Annotated in this window: 30 protein-coding genes and 1 tRNA gene; 22 read left to right on the top strand and 9 right to left on the bottom strand. The window is 64.8% G+C overall.

The features are described 5' to 3' along the window. Nucleotides 1-18: 18 nt before the first annotated feature. Complete coding sequence (locus BCCGELA001_RS36730; RefSeq protein WP_144441126.1) at nucleotides 19-243, bottom strand: hypothetical protein; 225 nt, start codon at nucleotides 241-243, stop codon at nucleotides 19-21. Between BCCGELA001_RS36730 and BCCGELA001_RS03970 the strand changes: the two genes are divergently transcribed. From BCCGELA001_RS03970 to BCCGELA001_RS03950, 5 genes are all read left to right on the top strand, one after another. Continuing rightward, nucleotides 230-574, top strand: a complete 345-nt coding sequence (locus BCCGELA001_RS03970; RefSeq protein ID WP_060737472.1) for a DUF1236 domain-containing protein — start codon at nucleotides 230-232, stop codon at nucleotides 572-574. The two genes, BCCGELA001_RS36730 and BCCGELA001_RS03970, sit on opposite strands and share 14 nt — an antisense overlap. A 151-nt stretch (nucleotides 575-725) precedes the next feature. Next, entirely contained in the window at nucleotides 726-1,094 is a 369-nt protein-coding gene (locus tag BCCGELA001_RS03965) for a hypothetical protein (protein ID WP_210183053.1), read from the top strand. Nucleotides 1,095-1,318: 224 nt separating this feature from the next. Then, nucleotides 1,319-1,852: a hypothetical protein gene (locus tag BCCGELA001_RS03960; protein ID WP_060734670.1), complete on the top strand. Its 534-nt coding sequence runs from the start codon at nucleotides 1,319-1,321 to the stop codon at nucleotides 1,850-1,852. 58 nt (nucleotides 1,853-1,910) lie between these two features. Then, on the top strand, nucleotides 1,911-2,264 hold the full coding sequence (locus tag BCCGELA001_RS03955; protein WP_060734669.1) for a hypothetical protein: 354 nt from the start codon (nucleotides 1,911-1,913) through the stop codon (nucleotides 2,262-2,264). Nucleotides 2,265-2,284: 20 nt separating this feature from the next. Then, on the top strand, nucleotides 2,285-2,713 hold the full coding sequence (locus tag BCCGELA001_RS03950) for a hypothetical protein (protein ID WP_008542791.1): 429 nt from the start codon (nucleotides 2,285-2,287) through the stop codon (nucleotides 2,711-2,713). 69 nt (nucleotides 2,714-2,782) lie between these two features. Here the strand turns inward: BCCGELA001_RS03950 and BCCGELA001_RS03945 are convergent, their stop codons facing one another. The 3 genes from BCCGELA001_RS03945 to BCCGELA001_RS38225 form a co-directional block, all read right to left on the bottom strand. Next, entirely contained in the window at nucleotides 2,783-3,241 is a 459-nt protein-coding gene (locus tag BCCGELA001_RS03945) for a hypothetical protein (RefSeq protein ID WP_008542789.1), read from the bottom strand. A 10-nt stretch (nucleotides 3,242-3,251) separates the two neighbouring features. Continuing rightward, nucleotides 3,252-3,470, bottom strand: coding sequence for a hypothetical protein (locus BCCGELA001_RS03940; RefSeq protein ID WP_008542786.1), 219 nt, complete (start codon nucleotides 3,468-3,470; stop codon nucleotides 3,252-3,254). 97 nt (nucleotides 3,471-3,567) lie between these two features. Beyond that, nucleotides 3,568-3,726: a hypothetical protein gene (locus BCCGELA001_RS38225; protein WP_193409760.1), complete on the bottom strand. Its 159-nt coding sequence runs from the start codon at nucleotides 3,724-3,726 to the stop codon at nucleotides 3,568-3,570. Between the two features lie 211 nt (nucleotides 3,727-3,937). Between BCCGELA001_RS38225 and BCCGELA001_RS03930 the strand changes: the two genes are divergently transcribed. The 6 genes from BCCGELA001_RS03930 to BCCGELA001_RS03900 all read left to right on the top strand — a co-directional run bounded on the left by BCCGELA001_RS03930 (nucleotide 3,938) and on the right by BCCGELA001_RS03900 (nucleotide 7,391). Continuing rightward, nucleotides 3,938-4,264, top strand: coding sequence for a hypothetical protein (locus tag BCCGELA001_RS03930; RefSeq protein WP_008542782.1), 327 nt, complete (start codon nucleotides 3,938-3,940; stop codon nucleotides 4,262-4,264). Between the two features lie 232 nt (nucleotides 4,265-4,496). Next, nucleotides 4,497-4,982, top strand: a complete 486-nt coding sequence (locus BCCGELA001_RS03920) for a GreA/GreB family elongation factor (protein ID WP_008542779.1) — start codon at nucleotides 4,497-4,499, stop codon at nucleotides 4,980-4,982. A 10-nt stretch (nucleotides 4,983-4,992) separates the two neighbouring features. Continuing rightward, entirely contained in the window at nucleotides 4,993-5,406 is a 414-nt protein-coding gene (rnk, locus tag BCCGELA001_RS03915) for a nucleoside diphosphate kinase regulator (RefSeq protein WP_008542775.1), read from the top strand. A 148-nt stretch (nucleotides 5,407-5,554) separates the two neighbouring features. Further along, nucleotides 5,555-5,818 (top strand): hypothetical protein, encoded by a 264-nt coding sequence (locus BCCGELA001_RS03910; RefSeq protein WP_008542773.1) that lies wholly within the window; start codon nucleotides 5,555-5,557, stop codon nucleotides 5,816-5,818. Nucleotides 5,819-5,990: 172 nt separating this feature from the next. After that, entirely contained in the window at nucleotides 5,991-6,365 is a 375-nt protein-coding gene (locus tag BCCGELA001_RS03905) for a BA14K family protein (RefSeq protein ID WP_193409759.1), read from the top strand. A gap of 237 nt (nucleotides 6,366-6,602) precedes the next feature. Next, nucleotides 6,603-7,391 (top strand): phytanoyl-CoA dioxygenase family protein, encoded by a 789-nt coding sequence (locus BCCGELA001_RS03900; RefSeq protein ID WP_060734666.1) that lies wholly within the window; start codon nucleotides 6,603-6,605, stop codon nucleotides 7,389-7,391. Between the two features lie 325 nt (nucleotides 7,392-7,716). Here BCCGELA001_RS03900 and BCCGELA001_RS03890 read toward each other — a convergent pair whose 3' ends face one another. From BCCGELA001_RS03890 to BCCGELA001_RS03880, 3 genes are all read right to left on the bottom strand, one after another. After that, the gene (locus BCCGELA001_RS03890) at nucleotides 7,717-8,619 is read right to left on the bottom strand and encodes a hypothetical protein (RefSeq protein WP_008542752.1); all 903 of its coding nucleotides are present in this window, start codon (nucleotides 8,617-8,619) and stop codon (nucleotides 7,717-7,719) included. Between the two features lie 22 nt (nucleotides 8,620-8,641). Then, nucleotides 8,642-8,718: transfer RNA gene (locus tag BCCGELA001_RS03885), tRNA-Arg, on the bottom strand. A gap of 207 nt (nucleotides 8,719-8,925) precedes the next feature. Continuing rightward, entirely contained in the window at nucleotides 8,926-10,428 is a 1,503-nt protein-coding gene (locus BCCGELA001_RS03880; RefSeq protein ID WP_060734665.1) for a sensor histidine kinase, read from the bottom strand. Between the two features lie 348 nt (nucleotides 10,429-10,776). Between BCCGELA001_RS03880 and rpmH the strand changes: the two genes are divergently transcribed. The 11 genes from rpmH to dapE all read left to right on the top strand — a co-directional run bounded on the left by rpmH (nucleotide 10,777) and on the right by dapE (nucleotide 20,310). Continuing rightward, nucleotides 10,777-10,911 carry a 50S ribosomal protein L34 gene (gene rpmH, locus BCCGELA001_RS03875; RefSeq protein ID WP_008542748.1) on the top strand — a complete coding sequence of 45 codons (135 nt, stop codon included), beginning with the start codon at nucleotides 10,777-10,779 and terminating at the stop codon, nucleotides 10,909-10,911. Between the two features lie 28 nt (nucleotides 10,912-10,939). After that, nucleotides 10,940-11,353: a ribonuclease P protein component gene (rnpA, locus tag BCCGELA001_RS03870; protein ID WP_008542743.1), complete on the top strand. Its 414-nt coding sequence runs from the start codon at nucleotides 10,940-10,942 to the stop codon at nucleotides 11,351-11,353. A gap of 16 nt (nucleotides 11,354-11,369) precedes the next feature. Next, complete coding sequence (gene yidC / locus BCCGELA001_RS03865; RefSeq protein ID WP_060734664.1) at nucleotides 11,370-13,214, top strand: membrane protein insertase YidC; 1,845 nt, start codon at nucleotides 11,370-11,372, stop codon at nucleotides 13,212-13,214. A gap of 125 nt (nucleotides 13,215-13,339) precedes the next feature. Further along, nucleotides 13,340-13,993, top strand: coding sequence for a ribosome biogenesis GTP-binding protein YihA/YsxC (yihA, locus tag BCCGELA001_RS03860; protein ID WP_008542738.1), 654 nt, complete (start codon nucleotides 13,340-13,342; stop codon nucleotides 13,991-13,993). Next, complete coding sequence (locus BCCGELA001_RS03855) at nucleotides 13,990-14,358, top strand: DUF423 domain-containing protein (protein WP_060734663.1); 369 nt, start codon at nucleotides 13,990-13,992, stop codon at nucleotides 14,356-14,358. The genes yihA and BCCGELA001_RS03855 overlap by 4 nt, the downstream gene beginning before the upstream one ends. A 219-nt stretch (nucleotides 14,359-14,577) precedes the next feature. Next, a complete protein-coding gene (gene argB / locus BCCGELA001_RS03850) occupies nucleotides 14,578-15,465 on the top strand; it encodes an acetylglutamate kinase (protein WP_060734662.1) in 888 nt (295 codons plus the stop codon). A 155-nt stretch (nucleotides 15,466-15,620) separates the two neighbouring features. Beyond that, nucleotides 15,621-16,607, top strand: coding sequence for a DUF1036 domain-containing protein (locus BCCGELA001_RS03845; protein ID WP_060737471.1), 987 nt, complete (start codon nucleotides 15,621-15,623; stop codon nucleotides 16,605-16,607). 13 nt (nucleotides 16,608-16,620) lie between these two features. Next, complete coding sequence (locus BCCGELA001_RS03840; protein WP_060734661.1) at nucleotides 16,621-17,313, top strand: pyrimidine 5'-nucleotidase; 693 nt, start codon at nucleotides 16,621-16,623, stop codon at nucleotides 17,311-17,313. 231 nt (nucleotides 17,314-17,544) lie between these two features. After that, entirely contained in the window at nucleotides 17,545-18,390 is an 846-nt protein-coding gene (dapD, locus tag BCCGELA001_RS03835) for a 2,3,4,5-tetrahydropyridine-2,6-dicarboxylate N-succinyltransferase (protein WP_008542724.1), read from the top strand. Nucleotides 18,391-18,529: 139 nt separating this feature from the next. After that, the gene (locus BCCGELA001_RS03830) at nucleotides 18,530-19,147 is read left to right on the top strand and encodes a DUF805 domain-containing protein (RefSeq protein ID WP_008542723.1); all 618 of its coding nucleotides are present in this window, start codon (nucleotides 18,530-18,532) and stop codon (nucleotides 19,145-19,147) included. Beyond that, nucleotides 19,144-20,310 (top strand): succinyl-diaminopimelate desuccinylase, encoded by a 1,167-nt coding sequence (dapE, locus tag BCCGELA001_RS03825; RefSeq protein WP_060734660.1) that lies wholly within the window; start codon nucleotides 19,144-19,146, stop codon nucleotides 20,308-20,310. Before BCCGELA001_RS03830 ends, dapE begins: the two co-directional genes overlap by 4 nt. 170 nt (nucleotides 20,311-20,480) lie before the next feature. Here dapE and truA read toward each other — a convergent pair whose 3' ends face one another. Together truA and fmt are read right to left on the bottom strand one after the other, a co-directional pair. Next, on the bottom strand, nucleotides 20,481-21,218 hold the full coding sequence (truA, locus tag BCCGELA001_RS03820) for a tRNA pseudouridine(38-40) synthase TruA (RefSeq protein WP_060734659.1): 738 nt from the start codon (nucleotides 21,216-21,218) through the stop codon (nucleotides 20,481-20,483). 118 nt (nucleotides 21,219-21,336) lie between these two features. Beyond that, nucleotides 21,337-22,260, bottom strand: a complete 924-nt coding sequence (gene fmt / locus BCCGELA001_RS03815) for a methionyl-tRNA formyltransferase (protein ID WP_060734658.1) — start codon at nucleotides 22,258-22,260, stop codon at nucleotides 21,337-21,339. Nucleotides 22,261-22,394: the final 134 nt, after the last annotated feature.

Below are 22,394 nucleotides of genomic sequence, written 5' to 3'. Positions count from 1 at the left end.
AAACCGAGGCCCTTCGCATCAATGCATGTGGCCGATGAGATAAATGCCACCACCGACGACCAGGATCGCCGGCACGGCCCAAAGAATCAAAACAGGCATTTTTCCTCTCCTCCAATTCTGCCCCGTCAAATAACGGGAAAAAATGGCAAACGTTCCGCCCGCATGCCGGAACGGTCGCGCCAATGGCGAGTTCATCGCTGCGCCGCATGACGCGGCCAAGGAGAATGCGATGAAGAAGTTCATGCTGATGTCAGCCGCCGCCCTGCTTGTCTCGACGAGCGCGATGGCACAGTCCACTGTCGTCACGACGACCGGCGCCGGCCATGGCGCGGCCGTGCAGATCGAGCCGGAGTATCGCACCAGGATCCGCTCCTACGTCACCGAGCAAAAGATTCGTCCGATCGAGACGCGCGAGAAGATCGTCGTCGGCTCGCCGGTGCCGCGCGATGTCGAGCTCGTGGCCGTTCCGAGCGACTGGGGCCCTTCGCTCACCAAGTATCGCTACGTCTATTCGGGCAGCCGCGTGATGCTGGTCGATCCCGAGACCCGCATGGTCGTCCAAGCGGTGGACTAGCTGCGCGCCTGGCGGGCCGTCACACGGCGGCCCGCCCAATCGCCCTTGGTTCATTTCGCGGTAGCGCCTGATGCCCATCATTCGATATTTCCTCTTTGCAGGCGCATTCGTCGTGGCGCTGTTGTTCTTGCTCGATCGCAATCTGGCGCCGATGGCGACGGCATCCGCGGTGCCTGACGTCGACCGGACGACCATTCGCATCCGTTCCGCTCGCGCCTTGCCAGAGAAGATCATACTGGATACGTCCACCAGGATTGTTGCCGCGCCCGCGTCACCTCTGATCGCCGCCGAGGCCCCAAGCCACGCTGCGAGCGATGCATTGGCGATGGCCGACTCGCCGAAGCCGGAAACGAAAATCATCCCCGCACCTCGACGCAACGCGACGCGGGCAGCCGACCTCCGCCCAAATCGCGCGGCGCGCTCGGCGTCCTCGCGTCGGCTCTACGATCGCCAAGTGGTCGATCGCCAAGTGATGGATCGCCAAGTGATGGATCGCCAAGTGATGGTCGGCGCATTCTGAACGCCGTCGGCGTCGCGTGATTGCGAAGCAACAGACGCATGGCCCGAACAATCGACTTGGATGAACGGTGGATGAATGAACGGGCGTCGCGCATCCTGGAACTGCATGACGCAGCGATCATCGCATCAATGTTCTCGAGATGAGGAACGTTTGCGCGATTGCCAATTTATCCCGAGCCTGATTTGGCGCTTTGTTTTTTTGGAAACCACTGGAGGAAAACGGACATGAGGATCCTGAAGCTTTCTGCGGCTGCGGCCGCGCTGTTGGCGGGCACTGCGCTCGCCGTTGCGCAATCGAGCTCGACGGTCGGCACCGGCGGCTCGTCGGCCGGCGGCGGCACCAGCAACTCGACCGTCGGCACCGGCGGCTCTTCGGCTGGCGGCAGCGGCTCCGGCTCGGCCTCGACGCTCGGCACCGGCGGCTCCTCGGCGGGTGGCGGCACCAGCAGCTCGACCGTCGGCACCGGCGGCTCCGCGGCGGGTAGCGGCTCCGGCAGCGGCTCGGCTTCGACGCTCGGTACCGGTGGCTCATCGGCCGGCGGCGGCAAGAGCTCGTCCAGCGTCGGCACCGGCGGCTCCGCCGCAGGCTCCGGATCGAACTCCGCGTCGACGGTCGGCACTGGCGGTTCGTCAGCCGGTGACGGCAAGAGCGGCTCGACTGTCGGCGCCGCAGGCTCCTCTGCCGGTCATGCCAGCGACAAGGGCATGGAGAAGGGCAAGGGCCACAACAAGGACGAGTGGAAGAAGGACAAGAACTAGTCCGATCCCGGGAGCGGCTTCGTGCCGCTCCCTTTGTCCATGTTGAGGAGGACACGCAATGAACAGATCAATCGTTGCGATTACAGCAATGGCTCTGATGAGCAGCGCTGCATCGGCAGCAACCATGGAAAAGACCGGCAAGACGGCATCCGGCGAGACCTGCAAGGTCACGGTCGAAAAACATGCCGACGGCAGCATCACTGCAGCCGGCTCGTCGCATTCGGGCACGACAGGATCGACCTCGTCGAGCGGCTCGCTGTCGAGCTCGAGTTCGGCCGGCGGATCATCGGTGAACGTGCAGGCCGGTGGCGGCAGCGTTTCGAGCTCGTCGTCGACGGCGGGCGGGCCTGGCTCCAGCAGCGCCAGCACCATCACCGTCAACGGCTGCACGATCTCGACCTCGTCACCCTGAAATTCATCAAGGATGGAAACATGAGAACGCTCCTGACGACTTCGGCGGTCGCAATTCTGCTCGCCGCCGCGACACCAGTTCTTGCACAGACCAGCATGACGGGCGGAACGGGCGGCTCGGCCGCAGCGGGGGGCACCTCCGCCTCCACCGTCGGCACGGGTGGCACCTCAACCTCTGCGACCGGCCGCACCGGCTCGTCGATTGCGGCGGGCGGAAGCGCCGCCGCAGTGGACGGCAAGGCCAAGACCGGCGTCAGCATGAACAAGGGCAACGGTCCGGTGATGAACTCCAACGCGCGGGCGCAGGCCCATGAGGGTGGCACGTTCAGCCGCTCGCATACCCGCACCAAGGTCAAGGCCGGCGAACAGGTCGGCTCCACCACCAAGACCATGTCGCATGTGCCGGGCTCGAAGCCGACGATGTCGCGGACGACAACGACTGCGCGCTAGACGCAATTTCGTGCACTCATTCCGCAGCTGCTGCCCGACCTGTTCGGGCAGCTTTTTGTTTGTGACCTGTCAGCCGCCGTGCAGGCTGTGGCTGATCCGGGTCACCACGGCGTCCCAGCGCCGCTTCTCCGCGGCGGGATAATTGATCAGGACGCAGTGCACATAGCCCCGGGTGAAGTTACAGCGGTTGTACCAGATCTTGTCGCGCTTGATGCTGGAGACCACGAAGAAGTTCGACGTGACCCGTTTGTAGATGATGCCGGACGGCGGATTCTTCCGTGCCAGGAATTCAGCCGGCGAAACCCCTTGCTGATTCACGATGGCCTGAACGGTGAGGTCTGCGCTGCCGTCGGAGCTGCGGAAATGCTGGCCGTATCCGTCGGGCCTTCCGGCCGGCTCCGTGAAGATCGAGGCGGGGATGTCGACCGAAGTTCCCGATTCCGGGATGCGGTAGGTCGTCCAGTCGTTCGCGCAGGCGACAGATGATGTCGCACAGAGCGCGACGATCGCAGCAGCAAGTAGCTTCATGTCGGCCTCATCAATTGCGGGGCGCCAGTTGCAGCTCCATCAAGGCGATCCGCTGGAGCGCAGCGGGATTGCGCTCACCGGAGCCGGCGGTGCGCAGGATGGATTCGGCGAGCGCATTGACATGCGAGGACTGCACGGGCTCCGGCAGGGTGGCGACCGCAGCTTCCAGCGCGGCGGTCATCAGCTCGATCACCTCTGGGGAAAATTCGGCGTTGGAAAAGTTCTTCATCGTCCGGACCGGCCGCTCGTGGGGCCGATGTTCAACGCCGGGAAAAAATGGAAGTTCCTGGCACTGTGAAGCTCGGCGCGATGCGAGATCTACCCTCTCACAGCAAGGCTGCCTTCAAGGCCTGTCGGTAGATCATCGCGGCCGCGAAGGAGAGCAGCGCCGCCGCTCCCGCGAAGACCATGAGAATCTTCAGGGTTTCGGCGTCGATGTCGGTTCTCATCGCGCGGGATATTGCCCTTGCCAATGCGGCCATCATCGCCAGCTCCGAGCCAGGCCGCGCGGAGCGCGGTCCGGTTCGTGTAGCGCCATTGTGCACGCTTGCGTGTGAAGCAAATTACAGCTGAACTCGCGTGCTGCGCCTGGAATGGGCGAACGAGATCCTGGCGCGTGAAACGGCAAAGCGAAGCACCGGGTTATTGAGGCCAGCGAGTCTGGCCCGTGTTCCAGACGCCGCAAGGGAGTCCATCATGCCGACCAAACCGACCATCGCCCGCATCTGGCGCGGCCGCACCCGCCGCGATCGCGCCGACGCCTACCAGGCCTATCTGCAGGCGGAAGGCATTCCGCCGCTGCGAAAGACCGCGCTCGGCGTGCAGCAATTGCGCGAGGACCGCGACGATGAGACGTGGTTCACGACCATCTCCTATTGGGCGGACATCGCGGCCATGACGGCTTTCACCAAGGGCGAGCCGACCAAGGTCCATCATCTCGCGCGCGATGCGGAATTCCTGATCGAGCTGCCCGAGCGCATCGAAATCCATCGCATTCTAATCGATGAACAGGGCCTGCGGTGACGAGGAAGCGCGCATGCATGACACTCTGCTCGCGGCTGTGCGGTTTCGCCGCAATGTTTCCAGCGGGCTAAATCACTATAGTCAGTGCGTCATGGCATATGTCGTCGACATAGACGCGCGCACCGCGCGTTTCGCTCTGCACGCCGGCCGCCTCCAAGCAGGCGGTTAGCCGGACGGCTGCGCGCCGTCCGGGCTCTTTTCCAGCTTTCGTGACCTCCACCGAGATGTCGTATTGAAGCAGAAGGAGTGCGCCGTGGTGCCTCTTCCAAAAATCATGCTTAGCGCAGCGGACTATCCGCGGCTCGAACAGCTTGCCCGTCTTGCCGCACAGAAAGGCGATCTGAACGGGATCTTCCTCACAGGTGAAATCAACCGCGCCGAGATCGTGCCGGATGCGTGCGACGACGATCTAAGCTCAGTGGTAACCATGGGATCATGGGTCACGTATTGCACGAATTGGGGCGTCCCGCGTCGCACCGTGCAATTGGTCTGGCCCGAGGCGTGCTGGAATGCGGACAGCATTTCGGTCCTGACACCTTTGGGGGCGGCATTGATCGGACTGCGGGTCGGCGACCAGATGCCATATTTCGTGGCGGGCTGTCTGAACGTCGTCAGGGTTCAAAGCATCACCCAATCTCGCTCGAACGTCGTGCCGTTCTTCCGGCGGCCGCATCAAAGCAAGCCGTTCGATGACGATCCCGGACCAACTGCCGCATAGGAGACATCACATGCGCAAGCTCGAAGCAGAGAGTCAGCAAGGGCAGACGACCTTGCCTCCGATCAAGATCACAGAGGATGAATCGCGGCGCCTCAGCTCACTGGCGAATTCGACCATGGACCTGTTTCCTCGCGTCGCCCAGTTTCTGGCCCGGGAAGTGGAACGCGCAACCCTCGCGCAAGAGGACGATTTGCGCGGCGTGGTCAGGATGGGTTCCAAAGTGACCTACCGCGATGACGGATCCGGCGCGAGCCGGGAGATCGTGCTCGTCTATCCGCACGAAGCAAACATCGAGCTCAACCGGATCTCGATCCTGACGCCCGTCGGAGCGGCCCTGATCGGCCTTTCGGAGGGACAGCGCATCGAATTCGAGACGCCCGACAAGCGGACAAGAGGGCTCACCGTTCTCGCCGTCTCCGAGTGAGGCTGTACGGCAATCATTGCAGACAGGGGCGCGCCCGTCAGGCGCGTCCGCCTGCAGCCCAGACGGACCACGAAGCTCAGCCTCATAACAGGAACGCCTTCGCGCTCTCCACAATTGAGTCTCGTCAGGCACAACAACGGGAACCGCCATGAAGAACATCAGTGCCGGTCAGATTGCCCTGTTGGTCGCTCTCGGAGCCATGTTGATCCTCACGGCCGTTTGGGGTTTCTCGGTCTGGGGAGCCAGCAGCGGGGTTGAGATGGGCAAGCATGGCTGGATCGCGCTTGGCCTTGGAGCTTTCTTCTCCCTGCTCATCGGCTGCGGGCTGATGGCCCTGATGTTCTTCAGCAGCCGCAGCGGTCACGACGATGTCGCCGACCCCTTCCGCCAGCGGGATGGCGAAGATACTTAGCCGCGGGTCGCGCTTGCGGGCGACGCCTTCCGGTCCCGCGTGAAGTGCCCTGCTCGGCCACCATGTTACAAACAGTTCATTTTCTGCGGCGGTGTGACGCTCGCCTGCCGTTGGAGGAACGGAGCGGGCAACCCGACGTTGCTCCGGCATCCTCACCAACATGGAGCCAGACATGACAATGCGTAGAACTTTCGTCGTCCTCGCGGCCGCTGGAGCGATGCTTTCGACGGCCACTTCGCCGGTGCTCGCGGCGCCTCTGCCGATCGGCAATCCCGGTCCGGACTCAGGCGTGCAGCAGGTGCAGTACCGACACTGGCACGGACATGGGCATCGGCATGGCTATTACGGCCACAGGCACCACCACGGCTACGGCACCGGCGCAGCCGTCCTCGGCGGCCTCGCGGCAGGCGCGATCATCGGCGGCGCCATCGCCAACAGCCAGGCTCAAAGCAACGCCGCCTCCTACTGCGCGCAGCGTTTCCGCTCCTACGATCCCGGCTCCGGCACTTATCTCGGCCGCGACGGTCTCCGTCATCCTTGCCCGTGACGTAGCTGTGAAGCTGCGGCAGCCTTCTCGTTCCGCGAGAGGCTGCCGCTATGCGGCCTGCGCGCCAGGCGGCAAGCCTGTCTTGATTCCGCGCTCCGCAGCGCTATACGTTCACGCCATGATGTTCATCTCCACATTCTTTCCGCTGATCTGAACGGCAGAACGTCGTTCGGCGCGCCTGCGCCAATCAGATCAAACGGCGGCGCGCGATGCGCTGGCCGAGCGGAGAAATGTGCAATGCCCAAGACCAAACAAGCTGGCCTGACGCCTCGTCAGGTCCAGAGCTTCATCGACGACGGTTTCGTCAAACTCGAGAACGCCTTCAGCGCCGACATTGCCAATCAATGCAGGAACGAGCTGTGGGCAGATATCGGCCAGTCGCCGGACCAGCCCCAAGATTGGACCCAGCCCGTGATCCGGGTAGGCGCCAAAGCTTCGCCTCCCTTCGTTGACGCGGCGAACACACCGCTTCTGCACAGGGCCTACGATCAACTCGTCGGCGAAGGGCGCTGGCTTGCACCCACGGGCCTCGGAACCTTTCCGATCCGCTTTCCATCATCGCAATCGCCAGGCGACGATGGCTGGCATGTCGACATGAGCTTTGGCACCACCAATGCTGACTTCATGGAATGGCGCGCCAATGTGACGAGCAGCGGGCGTGCGCTGCTGATGCTGTTCCTGCTCTCGGATGTCTGCGACGACGATGCGCCCACGCGGATCCGCAAAGGCTCGCATGCGACCACCGCGCGCGAGCTGCTGCCCTATGGCGAGGCAGGCGCGACGCTGCGGCAGCTCGCGGCCGCGGACTGGACGTCGACGCAGGATTGCGAGGTTGAATTTGCGACCGGCACGGCAGGCAGCGTCTATCTGTGCCATCCGTTCCTGGTTCATGCCGCGCAACCCCATCGAGGGACACGGCCGCGCTTCATGGCACAGCCGCCACTGCGGCCGAAGGGCGAGCTCGATCCGGCGCTGCCGCCTTCGCCGGTCCAGATCGCGATCCGGCGGGCTTGTGGGTTGGTGTAGTCGGACATCCGGGGCGGCTGGCCGGTCCGGAATCGATGGACTTGCCGCCGCCGAACGCGACAGCCACCAGAACGTTTGCTTTGGATACGAAGCAAACGTTCGGGTTGAGGCGATGAGATGCATATGGCGTATTATGCCATATGGCATGGCAGGCCTTCGCACGCTTCACGTGGCGCGGCACGGCCGGCGTGGAAGCCACTTCCTGATGTACCGGGCCGCACTGGACAACACGATCGAAATCGTGCGTATCCTTCACGACAGAATGGACCTTCGGCGCCACGTCCCGCCCGACAGGGACGAAGGCACAGAGTAGCCAAACCCGCCGTTACAGTTTCCCATAGACGCGCCCGGCGACCGCCTTCAGACGCTCGACCGAGCCGGACTCCGGATGCGGCTTCACCGGGGCGAACACGATCGAAGCCTGCTTGCCGTTCTTCCAGACATAGATGGTGACGGCGTTGCCGTTGCCCTTGGTGCAGGAATGCTCGCCGAACGCTTCGCTGCCGAGCTCGGGGATCGACACATGCGTGCACGGGCCTGCGCGCTTCATCATCTGGACGGCGGTGTCGCGCGAGGTCGCGATCACCGCGGTGATCATCGTGTTGGCCTCGCGATCGAACATCATGCAGCTGCCCGCGCCGGTGCGTTGGACCGTCAGCGTGCTCGTGTCGAGAAAACCGTCGGCATCCGCAGCCGTGAGCCACTCGCAATTGCCGAACCGCTCGCTGCTCCTGCTCACGTTGGCGACGGCAACGCGTGCGGCTTCGGTGAGCGGTCCGAGCAGCGCATCGTCGGCACGCCGGCCGGTCGGATAGACGGTGATCTGCAAAATGTAATCGCCGGACAGAGCGACGACCGAGGCTTCCTGGCGCTCCGCGCCGGCGGCGCTCGTTCCGCGTTGGCCCTCCTCGCCGATCCCCGCCACCGCGCTCAGCGGCATGCGCTCGGCGAGCGTCTTGACGAAGGTCGCGTACAATTCCCTGGCGCGGTCCTTGTCGGGATTGCGGAACACGGTCAGCATCATCGTATCGCCGCGCCCGGCCTGATAGATGCAGCCGCGGCCGTCCTGATTTGAGATCAGCGACCATTTCAGCGCCGGCATCGCGCGGGCGAGCTCCTGGGCGCTGATGAACGGGCAGGTTTCGGCCGCACGCGCGGGAAGCGCCAGCGCGGCTGCGATTGCGAAGAAAAGAGCGAGGACGAAGAGCAGACGATCGATGGTACGCATGGGGACGTACTTACTACCGAAATGGCGCGCCCGGAACGATTCGAACGTCCGACCCTCAGATTCGTAGTCTGATGCTCTATCCAGCTGAGCTACGGGCGCGTTTTTCGCAAACAGCGCGGGCTTGAGCCCGCACGCAGCCCCCGGCGGGGCCGGAGGGGGTGCGAAGGAGCGCTCTGACTAACCGCTCTTGCCCCGATTGGCAAGCGTCGGGATGGGGAGATTTTCGCGTATTTGCACCGTCTCGCCGTCATTCCGGGGCGCGACGAAGGCGCGGGCCCGGACTGACGGCAGAGGGCCTTTGGCCGACTACGCCCGCTGCCGCTCATTGCGGATGGAGAGCAGTTCCACGGGGCGGTCGGGGATGACGATGCGGAAGGTGGCGCCGATGGTGCCTTCGACGAGGTGGATGTCGCCGCCATGGGCGCGGACCAGCTCGGCGGCGATGGCAAGGCCAAGGCCGCTGCCGCCGGGGCGACCGGAGGTCTGGAACGCCTCGAACAGGTGCTCCCGGGTCTTCTGGGGGACGCCGGGGCCGGTGTCGGAGACCTCGAGGATCGCGACCGCGCCCTCACGCTTTCCGGTGATCCGGATCTGCTGCACGCCGCCATCGCCGGACGAGGCATGGGTTTCCAGGGCCTGGGCGGCGTTGCGGACGAGGTTGAGCAGCACGCGGAACAGCTGGTCGGGGTCGGCATCGACGGCGAGCCCGCGCTCGATCGCGGCAACCCAGGCGATCGAGACGTCCGAGGCGAGGCCCGCGGTCTCGCGCACCTCCAGGACGACCGGCTCGATCAGGATCATGCGGCGGTCGGGCGCGGCCTCCTGGGCACGGCCGTAGGACAGCGTCGACTGGCAGAAGGCAATGGCACGCTCGAGCGAGCGCACCAGCTTTGGCGCGAAGCGTTGCACCCGCGGATCCGGCACGCTGGCGAGCTGGTCCGACAGAAGCTGGGCCGAGGCGAGCAGATTGCGCAGATCGTGGTTGATCTTGGAGACGGCAAGACCGAGGGCGGCGAGGCGGCTCTTCTGATTCAGCATCGACATCAGGTCGCGCTGCATGTCCGACAATTCGCGTTCGGCAACCCCGATCTCGTCGCTGCGCTGGCTCGGCACGATGATGCCGGCCGAGCTTTCGGGGTTCTCGTGGAAGCCGACCAGGCTCGCGGTCAGCCGCCGCATCGGGCGCACGAAGAGATAATGGAGCGCGAGATAGACGAGGCCCGCGGTCAGCACCGCGATGATCAGCGCGACCACGACGAGATTGCGGGAGAAGCGGTACATCTGCTTCCGCAGCGGCAATTCGTCGGTGACGATCTCGATGAACTGGGCATTGCCGACGCCGGGGCCGACGATGCGGATGGCCTGGTTGCCGGTCTCCAGCATCATCCGGAACGAGCCGGTGATCGCCTCCCAGGCCGTCATATCGCGCAGGTCGATGTCGTGCTCGATGGCGGCCGGAATGTTGTCGCTGGCAAGCAGCCGGCGCTGCTGGCCCATCTTGATGGCGACGGCGCGGGCATTGATGCTCTTCAGTATCTGCCGCGACAGCGAATCGGGGACCATGCCGAGCGGCGCCGCATCCAGCACCAGCGCCGCGGTGTTGGCCGCCGCTACGCGATCATTCAGCCGGTTGACCCAGAAATTCGCGATGGCCGGCACGTAGAGCAGCACCGCGGCGATCATCACCAAGGGAATGGTGAGCAGCAGCAGCTTGCCGGACAACCCAAGCCCGCGCGATCCACGCGGCCGTATCGCCGGCTGGTCCGGCTGATCCGTATCCTGGATCGGCTGGCGATCGGTGGCTGCCACGAGATTCGCCCCTGTTGGCTTGGCGGATGCAAGATGCGACCCGCCTGGGATACGGTCAAATTACGGATCGCTAATCTGCCGAGGTGGGATGTAGGCGCTAATAGCGCGAGTCGCCACCTCAAGGGTTAAAAACCCCGCGCAAACAGCGATATTCACGAAAATCGCGCGCTTGTGCGGCGTTGACGAAAACAAGGCGCTCCCTTATAAGCCGCGCGAATTGTCCGCGATGACCCGGTGTGACGCCGGGAGCGGCTCTCTTGGGGCCGAAAAGGGCCCGTTTTGGGCAGCATCTTCGGGACTTTACCATCAATTCTACAGGCAAATTGCCCGGTCAGCGGAGAAAAACCCGTGAAGCGGACTTATCAACCCAGCAAACTGGTGCGCAAGCGCCGTCACGGCTTCCGTGCCCGTCTCGCCACTGCCGGCGGCCGCAAGGTTCTCGCCGCCCGCCGCGCCCGCGGCCGCAAGCGTCTGAGCGCCTGAGCCGGACCCCCTTTTCCGGGATTTCATCATGGATCGGCTGAGGCAGCGGGCGGATTTCCTCGCCGTTGCCAATGGCGCGCGGGCGAATAGTCCCGCGTTCGTCCTGCAAAGCCTTGACCGAAAAAGCCTTGGCCGGGACGATTCCGGCCCGATCCGGATCGGCTTCACCGTCACCAAGAAGAACGGCAACGCCCCCGAGCGCAATCGTATCCGGCGCCGGCTTCGCGAACTGGTGAAGCGGCTCGATCCGGTGTCGATGCAACCCCATCATGATTACGTGCTGGTCGGCCGAAGGGACGCGCTCTCGCGCGACTTCGCGACCATGCTCGACGATCTGCGCATAGCATTCACGAAGCCCGCGCGGCATACGGCCAAAGCACCCGTCAAGGCGCGCGGCCAGAGGCCAGGTCACGCCACGGCGACCAGCCGCAAACCGGATTGATGACGAGACAATATCGATGACCGACAACCGCAATACGATCCTCGCCATCATTCTGTCCGGCCTCGTGCTGATCGCCTGGCAGTATTTCTACAATGTGCCGCAGATGGAGAAGCAGCGCGCCCAGCAGCAGGCGGCCGAGCTCCAGAAATCCAGCACGCCACAGCCGACCGCGTCCGCGACCCCGGGCACCGCGCCGCAACCCGGCGCGGCTCAGCCGTCGACGCCGGCCGCGAATCAAGCCCAGCCGACCGTTTCCCGCGAGGCCGCCCTTGCCGCGAGCCCGCGCGTGAAGATCGACACGCCGCGGATCGCCGGCAGCATCGCGCTGAAGGGCGGCCGCATCGACGACATCGCGCTGGTGCAATTCCGCGAAACCGTCGATCCGAAATCGCCGCCGATCATTCTCTATTCTCCCTCCGGCACCGTGGAGCCCTATTACGCCGAATTCGGCTGGGTGGCGGCAACCGGCGTGACCGCGAAGATGCCCGATGCCCAGACCGTCTGGCAGCAGGAAGGCAGCGGCAGCCTGACGCCGAAGTCGCCGGTGGTGCTGAAATGGGACAATGGCGACGGCCTCACCTTCCGCCGCACCATCGCGGTCGACGACCATTATCTCTTCACCATCAAGGACGAGGTGAGCAACGTCGGCAATGCGCCTGTCACGCTCTATCCGTTCGCGCTGATCTCGCGCCACGGCGCGCCGCAGGTCTCGGGCTACTACATCCTGCATGAAGGCCTGATCGGCTATCTCGGCGACCAGAAGCTGCAGGAATATTCCTACAAGCAGATCGACGAAGCCAAGCAGGTGAATTTCAAGGCCACGAACGGCTGGCTCGGCATCACCGACAAATACTGGGCCTCCGCGCTGCTGCCGGACACCGATGCGCAGCTGCAGGCGCGCTTCTCGTCCAATCCCGTCGGCAAGGTCCATACCTACCAAACCGACTATCTGCTCGACCCCGTCACCGTCGCGATCGGCGGCACCGCGACCGCGAACGCGCGGCTGTTCGCGGGCGCCAAGGAAGCCGGCGTCGTCGGCGTGTTCCCGTTCGCCGGTCTCGGCGGCTACAACAAGGAGCTCGGCCTCAATCATTTCGATCTGTTGATCGACTGGGGCTGGTTCTATTTCCTCACCAAGCCGATGTTCCTCGGCCTCGACTTCTTCTTCCGCTTCTTCGGCAATTTCGGCATCTCGATCCTGCTCGTGACGGTGATCGTGAAGCTGCTGTTCTTCCCGCTGGCGAACAAATCCTACGCCTCTATGGCGAAGATGAAGTCGATCCAGCCGCAGCTGATGGCGCTGAAGGAGCGCTATCCCGACGACAAGGTGAAGCAGCAGCAGGAGATGATGGAGATCTACCGCAAGGAGAAGATCAATCCGGTCGCCGGCTGTCTGCCCGTGCTGATCCAGATCCCGGTGTTCTTCTCGCTCTACAAGGTGCTGTTCGTCACCATCGAGATGCGGCACGCGCCGTTCTACGGCTGGATCAAGGACCTCTCGGCGCCTGACCCGACCAATCTGTTCAACCTGTTCGGGCTGCTCCCGTTCGATCCGACCACGATTCCGGTGTTCGGCCATTACCTCGCACTCGGCATCTGGCCGATCATCATGGGCATCACGATGTGGTTCCAGATGAAGCTGAACCCGACGCCGCCGGATCCGACGCAGCAGCTCATCTTCAACTGGATGCCGCTGATCTTCACCTTCATGCTGGCCGGCTTCCCGGCGGGCCTCGTGATCTACTGGGCCTGGAACAATTTGCTGTCGGTGATCCAGCAGAGCTACATCATGCGCCGCAACGGCGTGAAGGTGGAGCTGTTCGACAATCTCAAGGCGACCTTCGCAAGGAAGGCGACGTAAGCGCCGTCACTACGGGCCGTCATTGCGAGGAGCGAAGCGACCAAGCAATCCAGAATCCCTCCGCGGATGCATTTCTGGATTGCTTCGCTTCGCTCGCAATGACGTGGGGAAACAGCGAGCTTCGCATGACCGACGACAAAGATGCGAGGCTGATCGAAGCCGGGCGAAAGCTGTTCGCCCGCGACTGGCAGTTCATCTGGGCCTCGCCCTCGATCGCGACGCTGCCGCCGATGGCGGGGCTGGAGATCGCCTTTGCCGGCCGCTCCAATGTCGGCAAGTCGAGCCTCATCAACGCGCTCACGGGACGCAATGCGCTGGCGCGCACCTCGCACACGCCGGGGCGCACCCAGGAACTGATCTTCTTCGAGGTCCCCGGCAAAGGTGACCTGCGGCTCGTCGACATGCCGGGCTACGGCTATGCCAAGGCGCCCAAGAGCCAGGTGGCGTCCTGGACCGAGCTGATCCACAAATTCCTGCTGGGACGCGCCTCGCTCGCGCGCGTCTATGTGCTGATCGACGCGCGGCATGGGATCAAGGAAGTCGATCTCGAAGTGCTGAAGACGCTCGACCGTTCCGCCGTCAGCTATCAGATCGTGCTGACCAAGGCCGACCAGGTCAAGGCCGCCGAGTTGCAGGCGCGCATCGCCGAGACCGAGGCTGCGCTTGCCAAGCATCCCGCCGCGTTCCCGAACGTGCTCGCGACCTCCTCGCGCAGCTCCACCGGCATGGAGAGCTTGCGCGCCGCGATGGCGAAGCTGCTGGAAGAGCGGACCTCATGATGGCGGCGCAACGCGTGCTGATCGGGCTTGCCGGCCTGATGGGCGCTGCCGGCGTCGCGCTGGCGGCGGCCTCCGCACATGGCGGCGATGCGAGCCGGCTGGCATCGGCCAGCGCCATGCTGCTGTTTCATGCAACTGCCATACTCACGACCGTGGCATTGCTTGCGCGCGGCCTTCTGCACGGCGGAATTAGCCTTGCGGCCGCGTGCGGCTTTGCAGCTGGCGCCGCGCTGTTCGCGGGCGACCTCACCTTGCGGCAATATGCCGGGCACGCGCTGTTTCCGATGGCGGCGCCGACGGGCGGAATGGTGATGATCGCGAGCTGGCTGGCGGTGACGTTGGCGGCGGTGGTGGCGAGGAAGTGACGCTCTTTTCCTTCTCCCCTTGTGGGAGAAGGTGGCGCGAAGCGCCGGATGAGGGGGTCTCTCCACAGACGCGCTCGCGGACAGAACCCCTCACCCGTCTCGCCGCTACGCGGCGAGCCACCCTCTCCCACAAGGGGAGAGAGGAAGAACGCACACTTTGCGCCACGCCCGCCAATCGGATAGAACGCGCACCGACCGACCCGCCAGCGAGACCGTGACATGACCGACATCTCCCCGCTCGACCAGGCCCGCATCCTGTCGGAAGCGCTGCCGCACATGCAGCAGTATGACGAGGAAACCATCGTCATCAAATATGGCGGCCATGCCATGGGCGACGAGGAGACCGCGAAGAACTTCGCCCGCGACATCGTGCTGCTTGAGCAAACCGCGATCAATCCTGTCGTGGTGCATGGCGGCGGGCCGCAGATCGCGACCATGCTCAAGCGGCTCGGCATCGTCTCAGAATTCGCAGCCGGCTTGCGCATCACCGACGCCGCGACGATCGAGATCGTCGAGATGGTGCTCGCCGGCTCCGTCAACAAGCAGATCGTCGGCTACATCAACGAGGCCGGCGGCAAGGCCGTGGGCCTGTCCGGCAAGGACGGCAACATGGTGAAGGCGTCGAAGACGACGCGCACCATCATCGATCCGGACTCGCATATCGAGAAGGCGGTCGATCTCGGCTTCGTCGGCGACCCCGAGAAGGTCGACCTCACGCTGCTCAACCAGTTGATCGGCTACGAGCTGATCCCGGTGCTGGCGCCGCTCGCAACGTCCAAGGACGGCCAGACGCTGAATATCAACGCTGACACCTTTGCCGGTGCGGTGGCCGGCGCGCTCAAGGCCAAGCGCCTCTTGCTGCTCACCGACGTGCCCGGCGTGCTCGACAAGTCGAAGAAGCTGATCCCGCAACTCTCGGTGAAGGACGCGCGAAAGCTGATCGCCGACGGCACCATCTCCGGCGGCATGATCCCGAAGGTCGAGACCTGCATCTACGCGCTCGAGCAGGGCGTCGAGGGCGTCGTCATCATCGACGGCAAGATGCAGCACGCGGTGCTGCTCGAGCTCTTCACCAACCAGGGCACGGGCACGCTGATCCACAAGTGAGAGACGAGAAGACACGCGACGCCGTCATGGCCGGGCTTGACCCGGCCATCCACGGCTCTCCGCGCGCGCTGTCGCACGTGGATGGCCGGGTCAAGCCCGGGCATGACGAGCGGAAAGTTCAGCGCTCCCGCCGCTCTCCCCTCACCCGCTTCCTGATGACGCTGCCCGCCGCAGCCGTCTCATTCTTCTTCTCCTCTGCGCCTGCGCACGCCGACCTCAAGATCTGCAACCGCATGTCCTATGTCGTCGAGGCCGCGATCGGCATCGACGACAAGGCGGCGACCGCGACGCGCGGCTGGTTCAGGATCGATCCTGCGACCTGCCGCGTGGTGGTGCAGGGCACGCTGACGGCCGACCGCATCCTGCTCAATGCCCGCGCGCTCGGCGTCTATGGCGCCTCCCCGATTCCGCAGAACGGCCGCGACATGCTGTGCGTGGCGCAGGACAATTTCGTCATCGCGGCGGCACGGCAGTGCCGCAGCGGTCAGACGCAAGTCGCCTTCACGCAGGTGACGCCGACGCAAGCCGCGGACGGCAACCTCATTGCCTATCTCGCCGAGGATTCCGAATATGACGACGAGCAGGCGCGCCTCGCCGGCATCCAGCGGCTGCTGGTGATCGCGGGCTACGACGTCGGCGCGATCGACGGTGTCGACGGGCCGAAGACGCAAGCCGCGCTCACCGGCTTTCTCAAGAGCCGTGGACTCGCGTCCGACACCGTGTCGTCGCAAACCTTCTTCAAGACCATGGTCGATGCGGTGCAGACGCCGTCCACGAGCGGCCTCACCTGGTGCAACGACACGCCGCACAAGGTGATGGCGGCGGTCGCGACCGACGACGGCAAGTCGGTGACGAGCCGCGGCTGGTATCGCATCGATCCGAAGATGTGCCTGCATCCCGATGTGGCCGGCCAGCCCAAACAGATATTCAGCTTCGCCGAAGCGGTCGATGCCGACAACCGGGTCGTCAGGCTGAAGGACCGGCCGCTGAACTGGGGCGGCGACAAGCAGCTCTGCACGCGCGAGACCAAGTTCGAGACCAGCGAGCAGACCGATTGCGGCGCCCGCGGCTTCGCCGCCACGGGTTTTGGTGCGGTGGATATGTCGAGCGGCGGCAAGACGCTGCGGTTTGCGCTGCCGTGATCGAGAGGAGTCGATGAACTTGCCCCGCACTTTCGACCATGTGGACACCTGGGTGTTCGATCTCGACAACACGCTCTATCCGCATCACGTCAATCTGTGGCAGCAGGTCGATGCGCGGATCGGGGAGTTCGTCTGCAACTGGCTGAATGTCGGCCCGGAGGAAGCGCGCAAGATCCAGAAGGATTATTATCTGCGCTTCGGCACCACCATGCGCGGCATGATGACCCTCCACGGCGTCTCCGCCGACGACTACCTCGCCTATGTCCACGAGATCGACCATTCGCCGCTGGAGCCGAACCCGCAGCTCGGCGAGGCCATCGCAAAGCTGCCGGGACGAAAGCTGATCCTCACCAACGGCTCGGTCGACCATGTCGATGCCGTGCTGGCGCGGCTCGGCTTCGCCGGCCATTTCGACGGCGTGTTCGACATCATCGCCGCCGGCTTCGAGCCCAAGCCGGCGGAGCAGACCTACCGGAAATTTCTCGCGGACCATTCGGTCGATCCGACCCGCGCCGCCATGTTCGAGGATCTTGCGCGCAACCTCACCGTGCCCCACGCACTCGGCATGACCACGGTGCTGGTGGGGCCCGACGGCACCAAGGAGGTGGTGCGCGAGGACTGGGAACTGGAGGGCCGGGATGCCGCCCATGTCGACCACGTCACGGATGATCTGACGGGGTTTTTGGGCAAGCTGTTGCCACGATAACAGCTGTCGTCCCGGGGCGCGAAGCGAGCCCGGGACCCATAACCACAGGAAGCGCTTGTGGCGCGAGATCGATAACTCCGAGTCCTCGCCAAACACCTGCCTGTGGCTATGGGTCCCGGCTCGCGCTTCGCGCGCCCCGGGACGACGACCGAGTATGCCTTGACTCCGCCCGCTCAAATCCCGAAAAAGCGCCCAATCCTTCGAAATTCCCGCTTCCTAGAGGAAATCCCGATGTCCCTGTCCGCCCTCGAATCCACCATCAACAGCGCCTTCGACGCGCGTGACGGCATCTCGATTTCGACCAAGGGCGAGGTGCGCGAGGCCGTGGAGCAGGTGCTGGAGACCTTGGACAAGGGCGAGGCGCGCGTGGCCGAGCGCGACACTGATGGCAAGTGGAAGGTCAATCAATGGCTGAAGAAGGCGGTGCTGCTGTCGTTCCGCCTCAACGACATGGACGTCATTCCCGGCGGCCCCGGCAAGGCGAGCTGGTGGGACAAGGTGCCCTCGAAGTTCGAAGGCTGGGGCGAGAACCGCTTTCGCGACGCCGGCTTTCGCGCGGTGCCGGGCGCCGTCGTCCGCCGCTCGGCCTTCATCGCCAAGAACGTCGTGCTGATGCCGTCGTTCGTCAATCTCGGCGCCTATGTCGATGAGAGCACCATGGTCGATACCTGGGCCACCGTCGGCTCCTGCGCCCAGATCGGCAAGCGCGTGCACATCTCCGGCGGCGCCGGCATCGGCGGCGTGCTCGAGCCGCTCCAGGCCGAGCCCGTGATCATCGAGGACGATTGCTTCATCGGCGCGCGCAGCGAGGTCGCCGAGGGCGTGATCGTGCGCAAGGGCGCGGTGCTGGCGATGGGCGTGTTCCTGGGCGCCTCGACCAAGATCGTCGACCGCGAGACCGGCGAGGTCTTCATGGGCGAAGTCCCCGAGTATTCGGTGGTGGTTCCGGGCGCGCTGCCCGGCAAGCCGATGAAGAACGGCCAGATCGGCCCGAGCACCGCCTGCGCCGTCATCGTCAAGCGCGTCGACGAGCGCACGCGCTCCAAGACCAGCATCAACGAGCTGCTGCGGGATTGATGTCAGGCGAATAGCGAATGGCCAGAATGGGGCCTGGGCCCTACCCGCCATTCGCTATTCACCATTCGCCTCATCGAACCCGCTCTCCCTCCATCGCGACCAATTCTCCGGGCGCCGCCTCCCGCCCGGAGCCTCTCGCATGGACTGGACCTGGTACCTCTTCCGCTTCGACGGCCGGATTGGCCGCGCCGGGTTCTGGTGCAGCCTGATCCTTGTCTTTTGCGGCATGATCCTGCTGCTCTGCCTTTGCCTGGGCATCATGAACGCGTTGGGCAGCGAGGTCAGATCCTTCAATCTGAATGCCGACGACGTCTTTAGGATCGTCGATCCCACGTCCTATCGATGGGCGCTGCTGGACAATCTGCCGCTGCTGCTGCTCAAGCTGGCTGCGACCGCGCTGACGCTCTGGATCTCCCTCGCGATCACAGTGAAGCGCCTGCATGATCGCGACAAGTCCGCCTGGTGGCTGCTTGCGTATTTCATGCTGCCGGGCCTCACCAAGCAGTTCGAGGACCGCCTTCCGGACACCTATTTGATGCTGCCGATTGCGCTAGCGAGCTTCATCCTTTCCCTCGCCGCTTTTGTCGAGACCGGCTTCCTGCGCGGCACCGCAGGGCCCAATCGGTTCGGTCCCGCCCCGGAAGCCCGGGACGATTCCGCGCCCTCCGCAAAAGTATGGGACCAGAGCCGCGAGATCGAATTTGTTCCGCCCCGTGCTAGCCCACCCGGCGGCATGCATGTTAAGCGGGGCGCATGACCGATGCTCTCTCCATTGCCCGCGACCTGATCCGCTGCCCCTCGGTAACCCCGGCCGATGCCGGTGCGCTCGGGGTGCTCGAAAACATCCTCACCGCCGCCGGCTTCGTTTGCCACCGCGTGACGTTCAGCGAGGAAGGCACCGCCGACGTCGACAATCTCTATGCGCGGATCGGCAGCGAGGGCCCGCACATCACCTTTGCCGGACACACCGACGTTGTGCCGCCGGGTGACGAGAGCGCCTGGAGCGTCGGCGCGTTCTCCGGTGAGGTGAAGGACGGCGTGCTGCATGGCCGCGGCGCGGTCGACATGAAGGGCGGCATCGCCTGCTCGGTCGCCGCGGTGCTGCAGCATCTCGCTGCCAATGACGGCAAGCCGCGCACCGACGGAAAGGGCTCGATCTCGTTCCTGATCACCGGCGACGAGGAAGACGTCTCCATCAACGGCACCATCAAGCTGTTGAAATGGGCGGCCGAGCGCGGCGAAAAGTTCGACCATTGCGTGCTGGGCGAGCCCTCCAATGTCGAGACGCTGGGCGACACCATCAAGGTCGGCCGCCGCGGCTCGCAATCGGGCACGCTCTATGTCGACGGCGTGCAAGGCCATGTCGCCTATCCGCATCGCGCCTCCAATCCGGTGCCCGACATCTCCAGGCTGATCGTAGCGATCTCCGACGAGCCGCTCGATCATGGCAGCGCGCAATTCCAGGCTTCCAACCTCGAATTCACCTCGGTCGACGTCGGCAACAAGGCGAGCAACGTCATTCCCGGCGAGGCCCGCGCGAAATTCAACATCCGCTACAACGACAACCACACGCAAGCGAGCTTGCGCGAGCTGGTCGAGACGCGCCTCGCAAAAGCCTGCGGTAACCGCATCAAGGCCCGCATCGTCTGGGAGCCCTCGAACTCCAACGTGTTCGTGACCAAGCCCGGCCCGTTCACCGATCTCGCAGTGGCCGCAATCGAGGAGGTGACCGGCCGCAAGCCGGAGCTGTCGACTTCGGGCGGCACCTCGGACGCGCGCTTCATCTCCAGCTACTGCCCGGTGATCGAGTTCGGCCTGGTCGGCCAGACCATGCACCAGATCGACGAGCGCGTGCCGGTGGCTGATCTGGAGAAGCTAACCAAGGTGTATCGGGGGATTTTGGCGCGGTATTTTGCCTAAGCGCTCAGCGCCACCACGGGTTGCGCTGTCATCGCCCGCGAAGGCGGGCGATCCAGTATTCCAGAGGCAGCAGTGATTGAGCCGAGGGGCCGCGGCGTACTGGATGCCCCGCCTTCGCGGGGCATGACAGCGAGGGTGTGGTGAGATCGCACGCGATCTCTGCGCCCTCGCTAATAATCCACCTTCACCAGATACAGGCCCTCCGGCGGGGCGACGATGCCGCAGGCGGCGCGATTGCGGGCGGCGAGAGCGGCGGAGAGATCGTCGGCGCTCCAGCGTCCTTCGCCGACCCACACCAGCGAGCCCACCATCGAGCGCACCTGGCTGTGCAGGAACGAGCGCGCCGAGGTGATGATCGTGATCTCGCGGCCGTCGCGCAGCACGTCGAGCTGGTCGAGCGTCTTCTCCGGCGATTTGGCCTGGCACTCGGTGTCGCGGAACGTGGTGAAATCGTGCTTGCCGAGCAGGCGCTGCGCGGCCGCATGCATCGCGTCGCTGTCGAGCCGTCGCGGCACGCGCCAGGCGTGACCGATGTCGAGGGCGAGATTGGCGCGGGTGTTGACGATGCGATAGCGGTAGTGGCGCTTGATGGCCGAGAAGCGCGCCTCGAAGGTGGCGGGGACGATCTCGGCCTCGAGCACCGCGACCGGATGCGGCCGCAGATGCGCGTTCAGCCCGTCGCGAAACCGGCCCGGCGGAAATGGCTTCTCGACGTCGACATGCGCGACCTGGCCGCGCGCATGCACACCGGCGTCGGTGCGGCCGGCGCCGTGCACGCGCAGATCGGCGCCGGTCATCGCCTTGACGGCGGCTTCCAAGGCGCCCTGCACCGAGGGCAGCGACTCCTGCACCTGCCAGCCGCAGAAGGGCGCGCCGTCATATTCAATCGTGAGCTTGTAGCGGGGCATTGTATCCAGTTTCGCTGTCATTGCCCGCGAAGGCGGGCAATCCAGTAGTCCGCAGCCCATCCGGTTGCCGAGAAGCCTCGGCGTACTGGATACCCCGCCTTCGCGGGGTATGACAGCGTCAGTGGAATTTAGCTCCCGCCTTCAGCGGCACGCCACGCAAAAAATCCGCGGCCTGCATGCGGGCCTTGCCTTCGCGCTGCAGCTCGATGATGCGGATGGCGCCCTCGCCGCAGGCGATGGTGAGGTGGTCGTCGAGCACTTCGCCCGGCGCGCCCGCGCCTTTCGCGGGCTCGCAGCGCAGGATTTTGACGCGCGCATTGTCAAGCTCCGCCCAGGCACCGGGGAACGGCGACAAGCCGTGGATGTGGCGCAGCACGGCGCGCGCGGGCTTGCTCCAGTCGATCCGCGCCTCGGCCTTGTCGATCTTGGCGGCATAGGTGACGCCCTCCTCGCTCTGCTTTTTGAGCTGGAGCCCGCCGCGGTCGAGCGCGGCCATCGCGCGCACCATGAGATCGGCACCCAACCGGGAGAGACGGTCGTGCAGGTCAGCTGCGGTCATGGTGTCCGTGATCGCAAGACGCTCGGCCATGGCGACGTCGCCGGTATCGAGGCCGACATCCATCTTCATCACCATCACGCCGCTCTCGGCATCACCGGCCATGATGGCGCGGTTGATGGGCGCGGCGCCGCGCCAGCGCGGCAAGAGCGAGGCGTGCAGATTGTAGCAGCCGAGCCTGGGCGCATCGAGGATCGCCTGCGGCAGGATCATGCCGTAGGCGACGACGACGGCCGCATCGGCATCGAAGGCACGAAACTCATCGAGCGCTTCCGGCGTCTTCAACGTCTTCGGCGTCAGCACGGGAACACCGAGCTTTCGCGCGGCGTCCTCGACCGGCGTCGGCTGCAATTGCAGGCCGCGGCGGCCACCGGGCTTCGGCGCGCGGGTGTAGACGGCTACGATCTCGTGGCCATGCGCGACCAGCTCGAGCAGCGTCGGCACGGAGAAATCGGGCGTGCCCATGAAGATCAGGCGGAGGGGCATCGGGGCTGCATTCGGTGAGAGTTCTGATTCTCCGTCATGCCCGGGCTTGTCCCGGGCATCCACGGACTTGGCGACAAAGCAAGCAAGGCGTGGATGGCCGGGTCAAGCCCGGCCATGACGAGTTGAGAGAGCCG

The organism is Bradyrhizobium sp. CCGE-LA001 (assembly GCF_000296215.2).
In the GTDB taxonomy this organism is placed as follows: Bacteria; Pseudomonadota; Alphaproteobacteria; order Rhizobiales; family Xanthobacteraceae; genus Bradyrhizobium.
The sequence above is the reverse complement of the archived record's forward strand: the minus strand, read 5'-3'. Positions and strand labels throughout refer to the sequence as shown.

Bases quoted from the DNA above. Each gene is read 5' to 3' on its own strand.
- BCCGELA001_RS03970 (WP_060737472.1), top strand. From the start codon at position 230: ATGAAGAAGTTCATGCTGATGTCAGCCGCCGCCCTGCTTGTCTCGACG.
- BCCGELA001_RS36730 (WP_144441126.1), bottom strand. From the start codon at position 243: ATGAACTTCTTCATCGCATTCTCCTTGGCCGCGTCATGCGGCGCAGCG.
- BCCGELA001_RS03965 (WP_210183053.1), top strand. From the start codon at position 726: ATGGCGACGGCATCCGCGGTGCCTGACGTCGACCGGACGACCATTCGC.
- BCCGELA001_RS03960 (WP_060734670.1), top strand. From the start codon at position 1,319: ATGAGGATCCTGAAGCTTTCTGCGGCTGCGGCCGCGCTGTTGGCGGGC.
- BCCGELA001_RS03955 (WP_060734669.1), top strand. From the start codon at position 1,911: ATGAACAGATCAATCGTTGCGATTACAGCAATGGCTCTGATGAGCAGC.
- BCCGELA001_RS03950 (WP_008542791.1), top strand. From the start codon at position 2,285: ATGAGAACGCTCCTGACGACTTCGGCGGTCGCAATTCTGCTCGCCGCC.
- BCCGELA001_RS03945 (WP_008542789.1), bottom strand. From the start codon at position 3,241: ATGAAGCTACTTGCTGCTGCGATCGTCGCGCTCTGTGCGACATCATCT.
- BCCGELA001_RS03940 (WP_008542786.1), bottom strand. From the start codon at position 3,470: ATGAAGAACTTTTCCAACGCCGAATTTTCCCCAGAGGTGATCGAGCTG.
- BCCGELA001_RS38225 (WP_193409760.1), bottom strand. From the start codon at position 3,726: ATGATGGCCGCATTGGCAAGGGCAATATCCCGCGCGATGAGAACCGAC.
- BCCGELA001_RS03930 (WP_008542782.1), top strand. From the start codon at position 3,938: ATGCCGACCAAACCGACCATCGCCCGCATCTGGCGCGGCCGCACCCGC.
- rnk (WP_008542775.1), top strand. From the start codon at position 4,993: ATGCGCAAGCTCGAAGCAGAGAGTCAGCAAGGGCAGACGACCTTGCCT.
- BCCGELA001_RS03910 (WP_008542773.1), top strand. From the start codon at position 5,555: ATGAAGAACATCAGTGCCGGTCAGATTGCCCTGTTGGTCGCTCTCGGA.
- BCCGELA001_RS03905 (WP_193409759.1), top strand. From the start codon at position 5,991: ATGACAATGCGTAGAACTTTCGTCGTCCTCGCGGCCGCTGGAGCGATG.
- BCCGELA001_RS03900 (WP_060734666.1), top strand. From the start codon at position 6,603: ATGCCCAAGACCAAACAAGCTGGCCTGACGCCTCGTCAGGTCCAGAGC.
- BCCGELA001_RS03890 (WP_008542752.1), bottom strand. From the start codon at position 8,619: ATGCGTACCATCGATCGTCTGCTCTTCGTCCTCGCTCTTTTCTTCGCA.
- rnpA (WP_008542743.1), top strand. From the start codon at position 10,940: ATGGATCGGCTGAGGCAGCGGGCGGATTTCCTCGCCGTTGCCAATGGC.
- yidC (WP_060734664.1), top strand. From the start codon at position 11,370: ATGACCGACAACCGCAATACGATCCTCGCCATCATTCTGTCCGGCCTC.
- yihA (WP_008542738.1), top strand. From the start codon at position 13,340: ATGACCGACGACAAAGATGCGAGGCTGATCGAAGCCGGGCGAAAGCTG.
- BCCGELA001_RS03855 (WP_060734663.1), top strand. From the start codon at position 13,990: ATGATGGCGGCGCAACGCGTGCTGATCGGGCTTGCCGGCCTGATGGGC.
- argB (WP_060734662.1), top strand. From the start codon at position 14,578: ATGACCGACATCTCCCCGCTCGACCAGGCCCGCATCCTGTCGGAAGCG.
- BCCGELA001_RS03845 (WP_060737471.1), top strand. From the start codon at position 15,621: ATGACGCTGCCCGCCGCAGCCGTCTCATTCTTCTTCTCCTCTGCGCCT.
- BCCGELA001_RS03840 (WP_060734661.1), top strand. From the start codon at position 16,621: ATGAACTTGCCCCGCACTTTCGACCATGTGGACACCTGGGTGTTCGAT.
- dapD (WP_008542724.1), top strand. From the start codon at position 17,545: ATGTCCCTGTCCGCCCTCGAATCCACCATCAACAGCGCCTTCGACGCG.
- BCCGELA001_RS03830 (WP_008542723.1), top strand. From the start codon at position 18,530: ATGGACTGGACCTGGTACCTCTTCCGCTTCGACGGCCGGATTGGCCGC.
- dapE (WP_060734660.1), top strand. From the start codon at position 19,144: ATGACCGATGCTCTCTCCATTGCCCGCGACCTGATCCGCTGCCCCTCG.
- truA (WP_060734659.1), bottom strand. From the start codon at position 21,218: ATGCCCCGCTACAAGCTCACGATTGAATATGACGGCGCGCCCTTCTGC.
- fmt (WP_060734658.1), bottom strand. From the start codon at position 22,260: ATGCCCCTCCGCCTGATCTTCATGGGCACGCCCGATTTCTCCGTGCCG.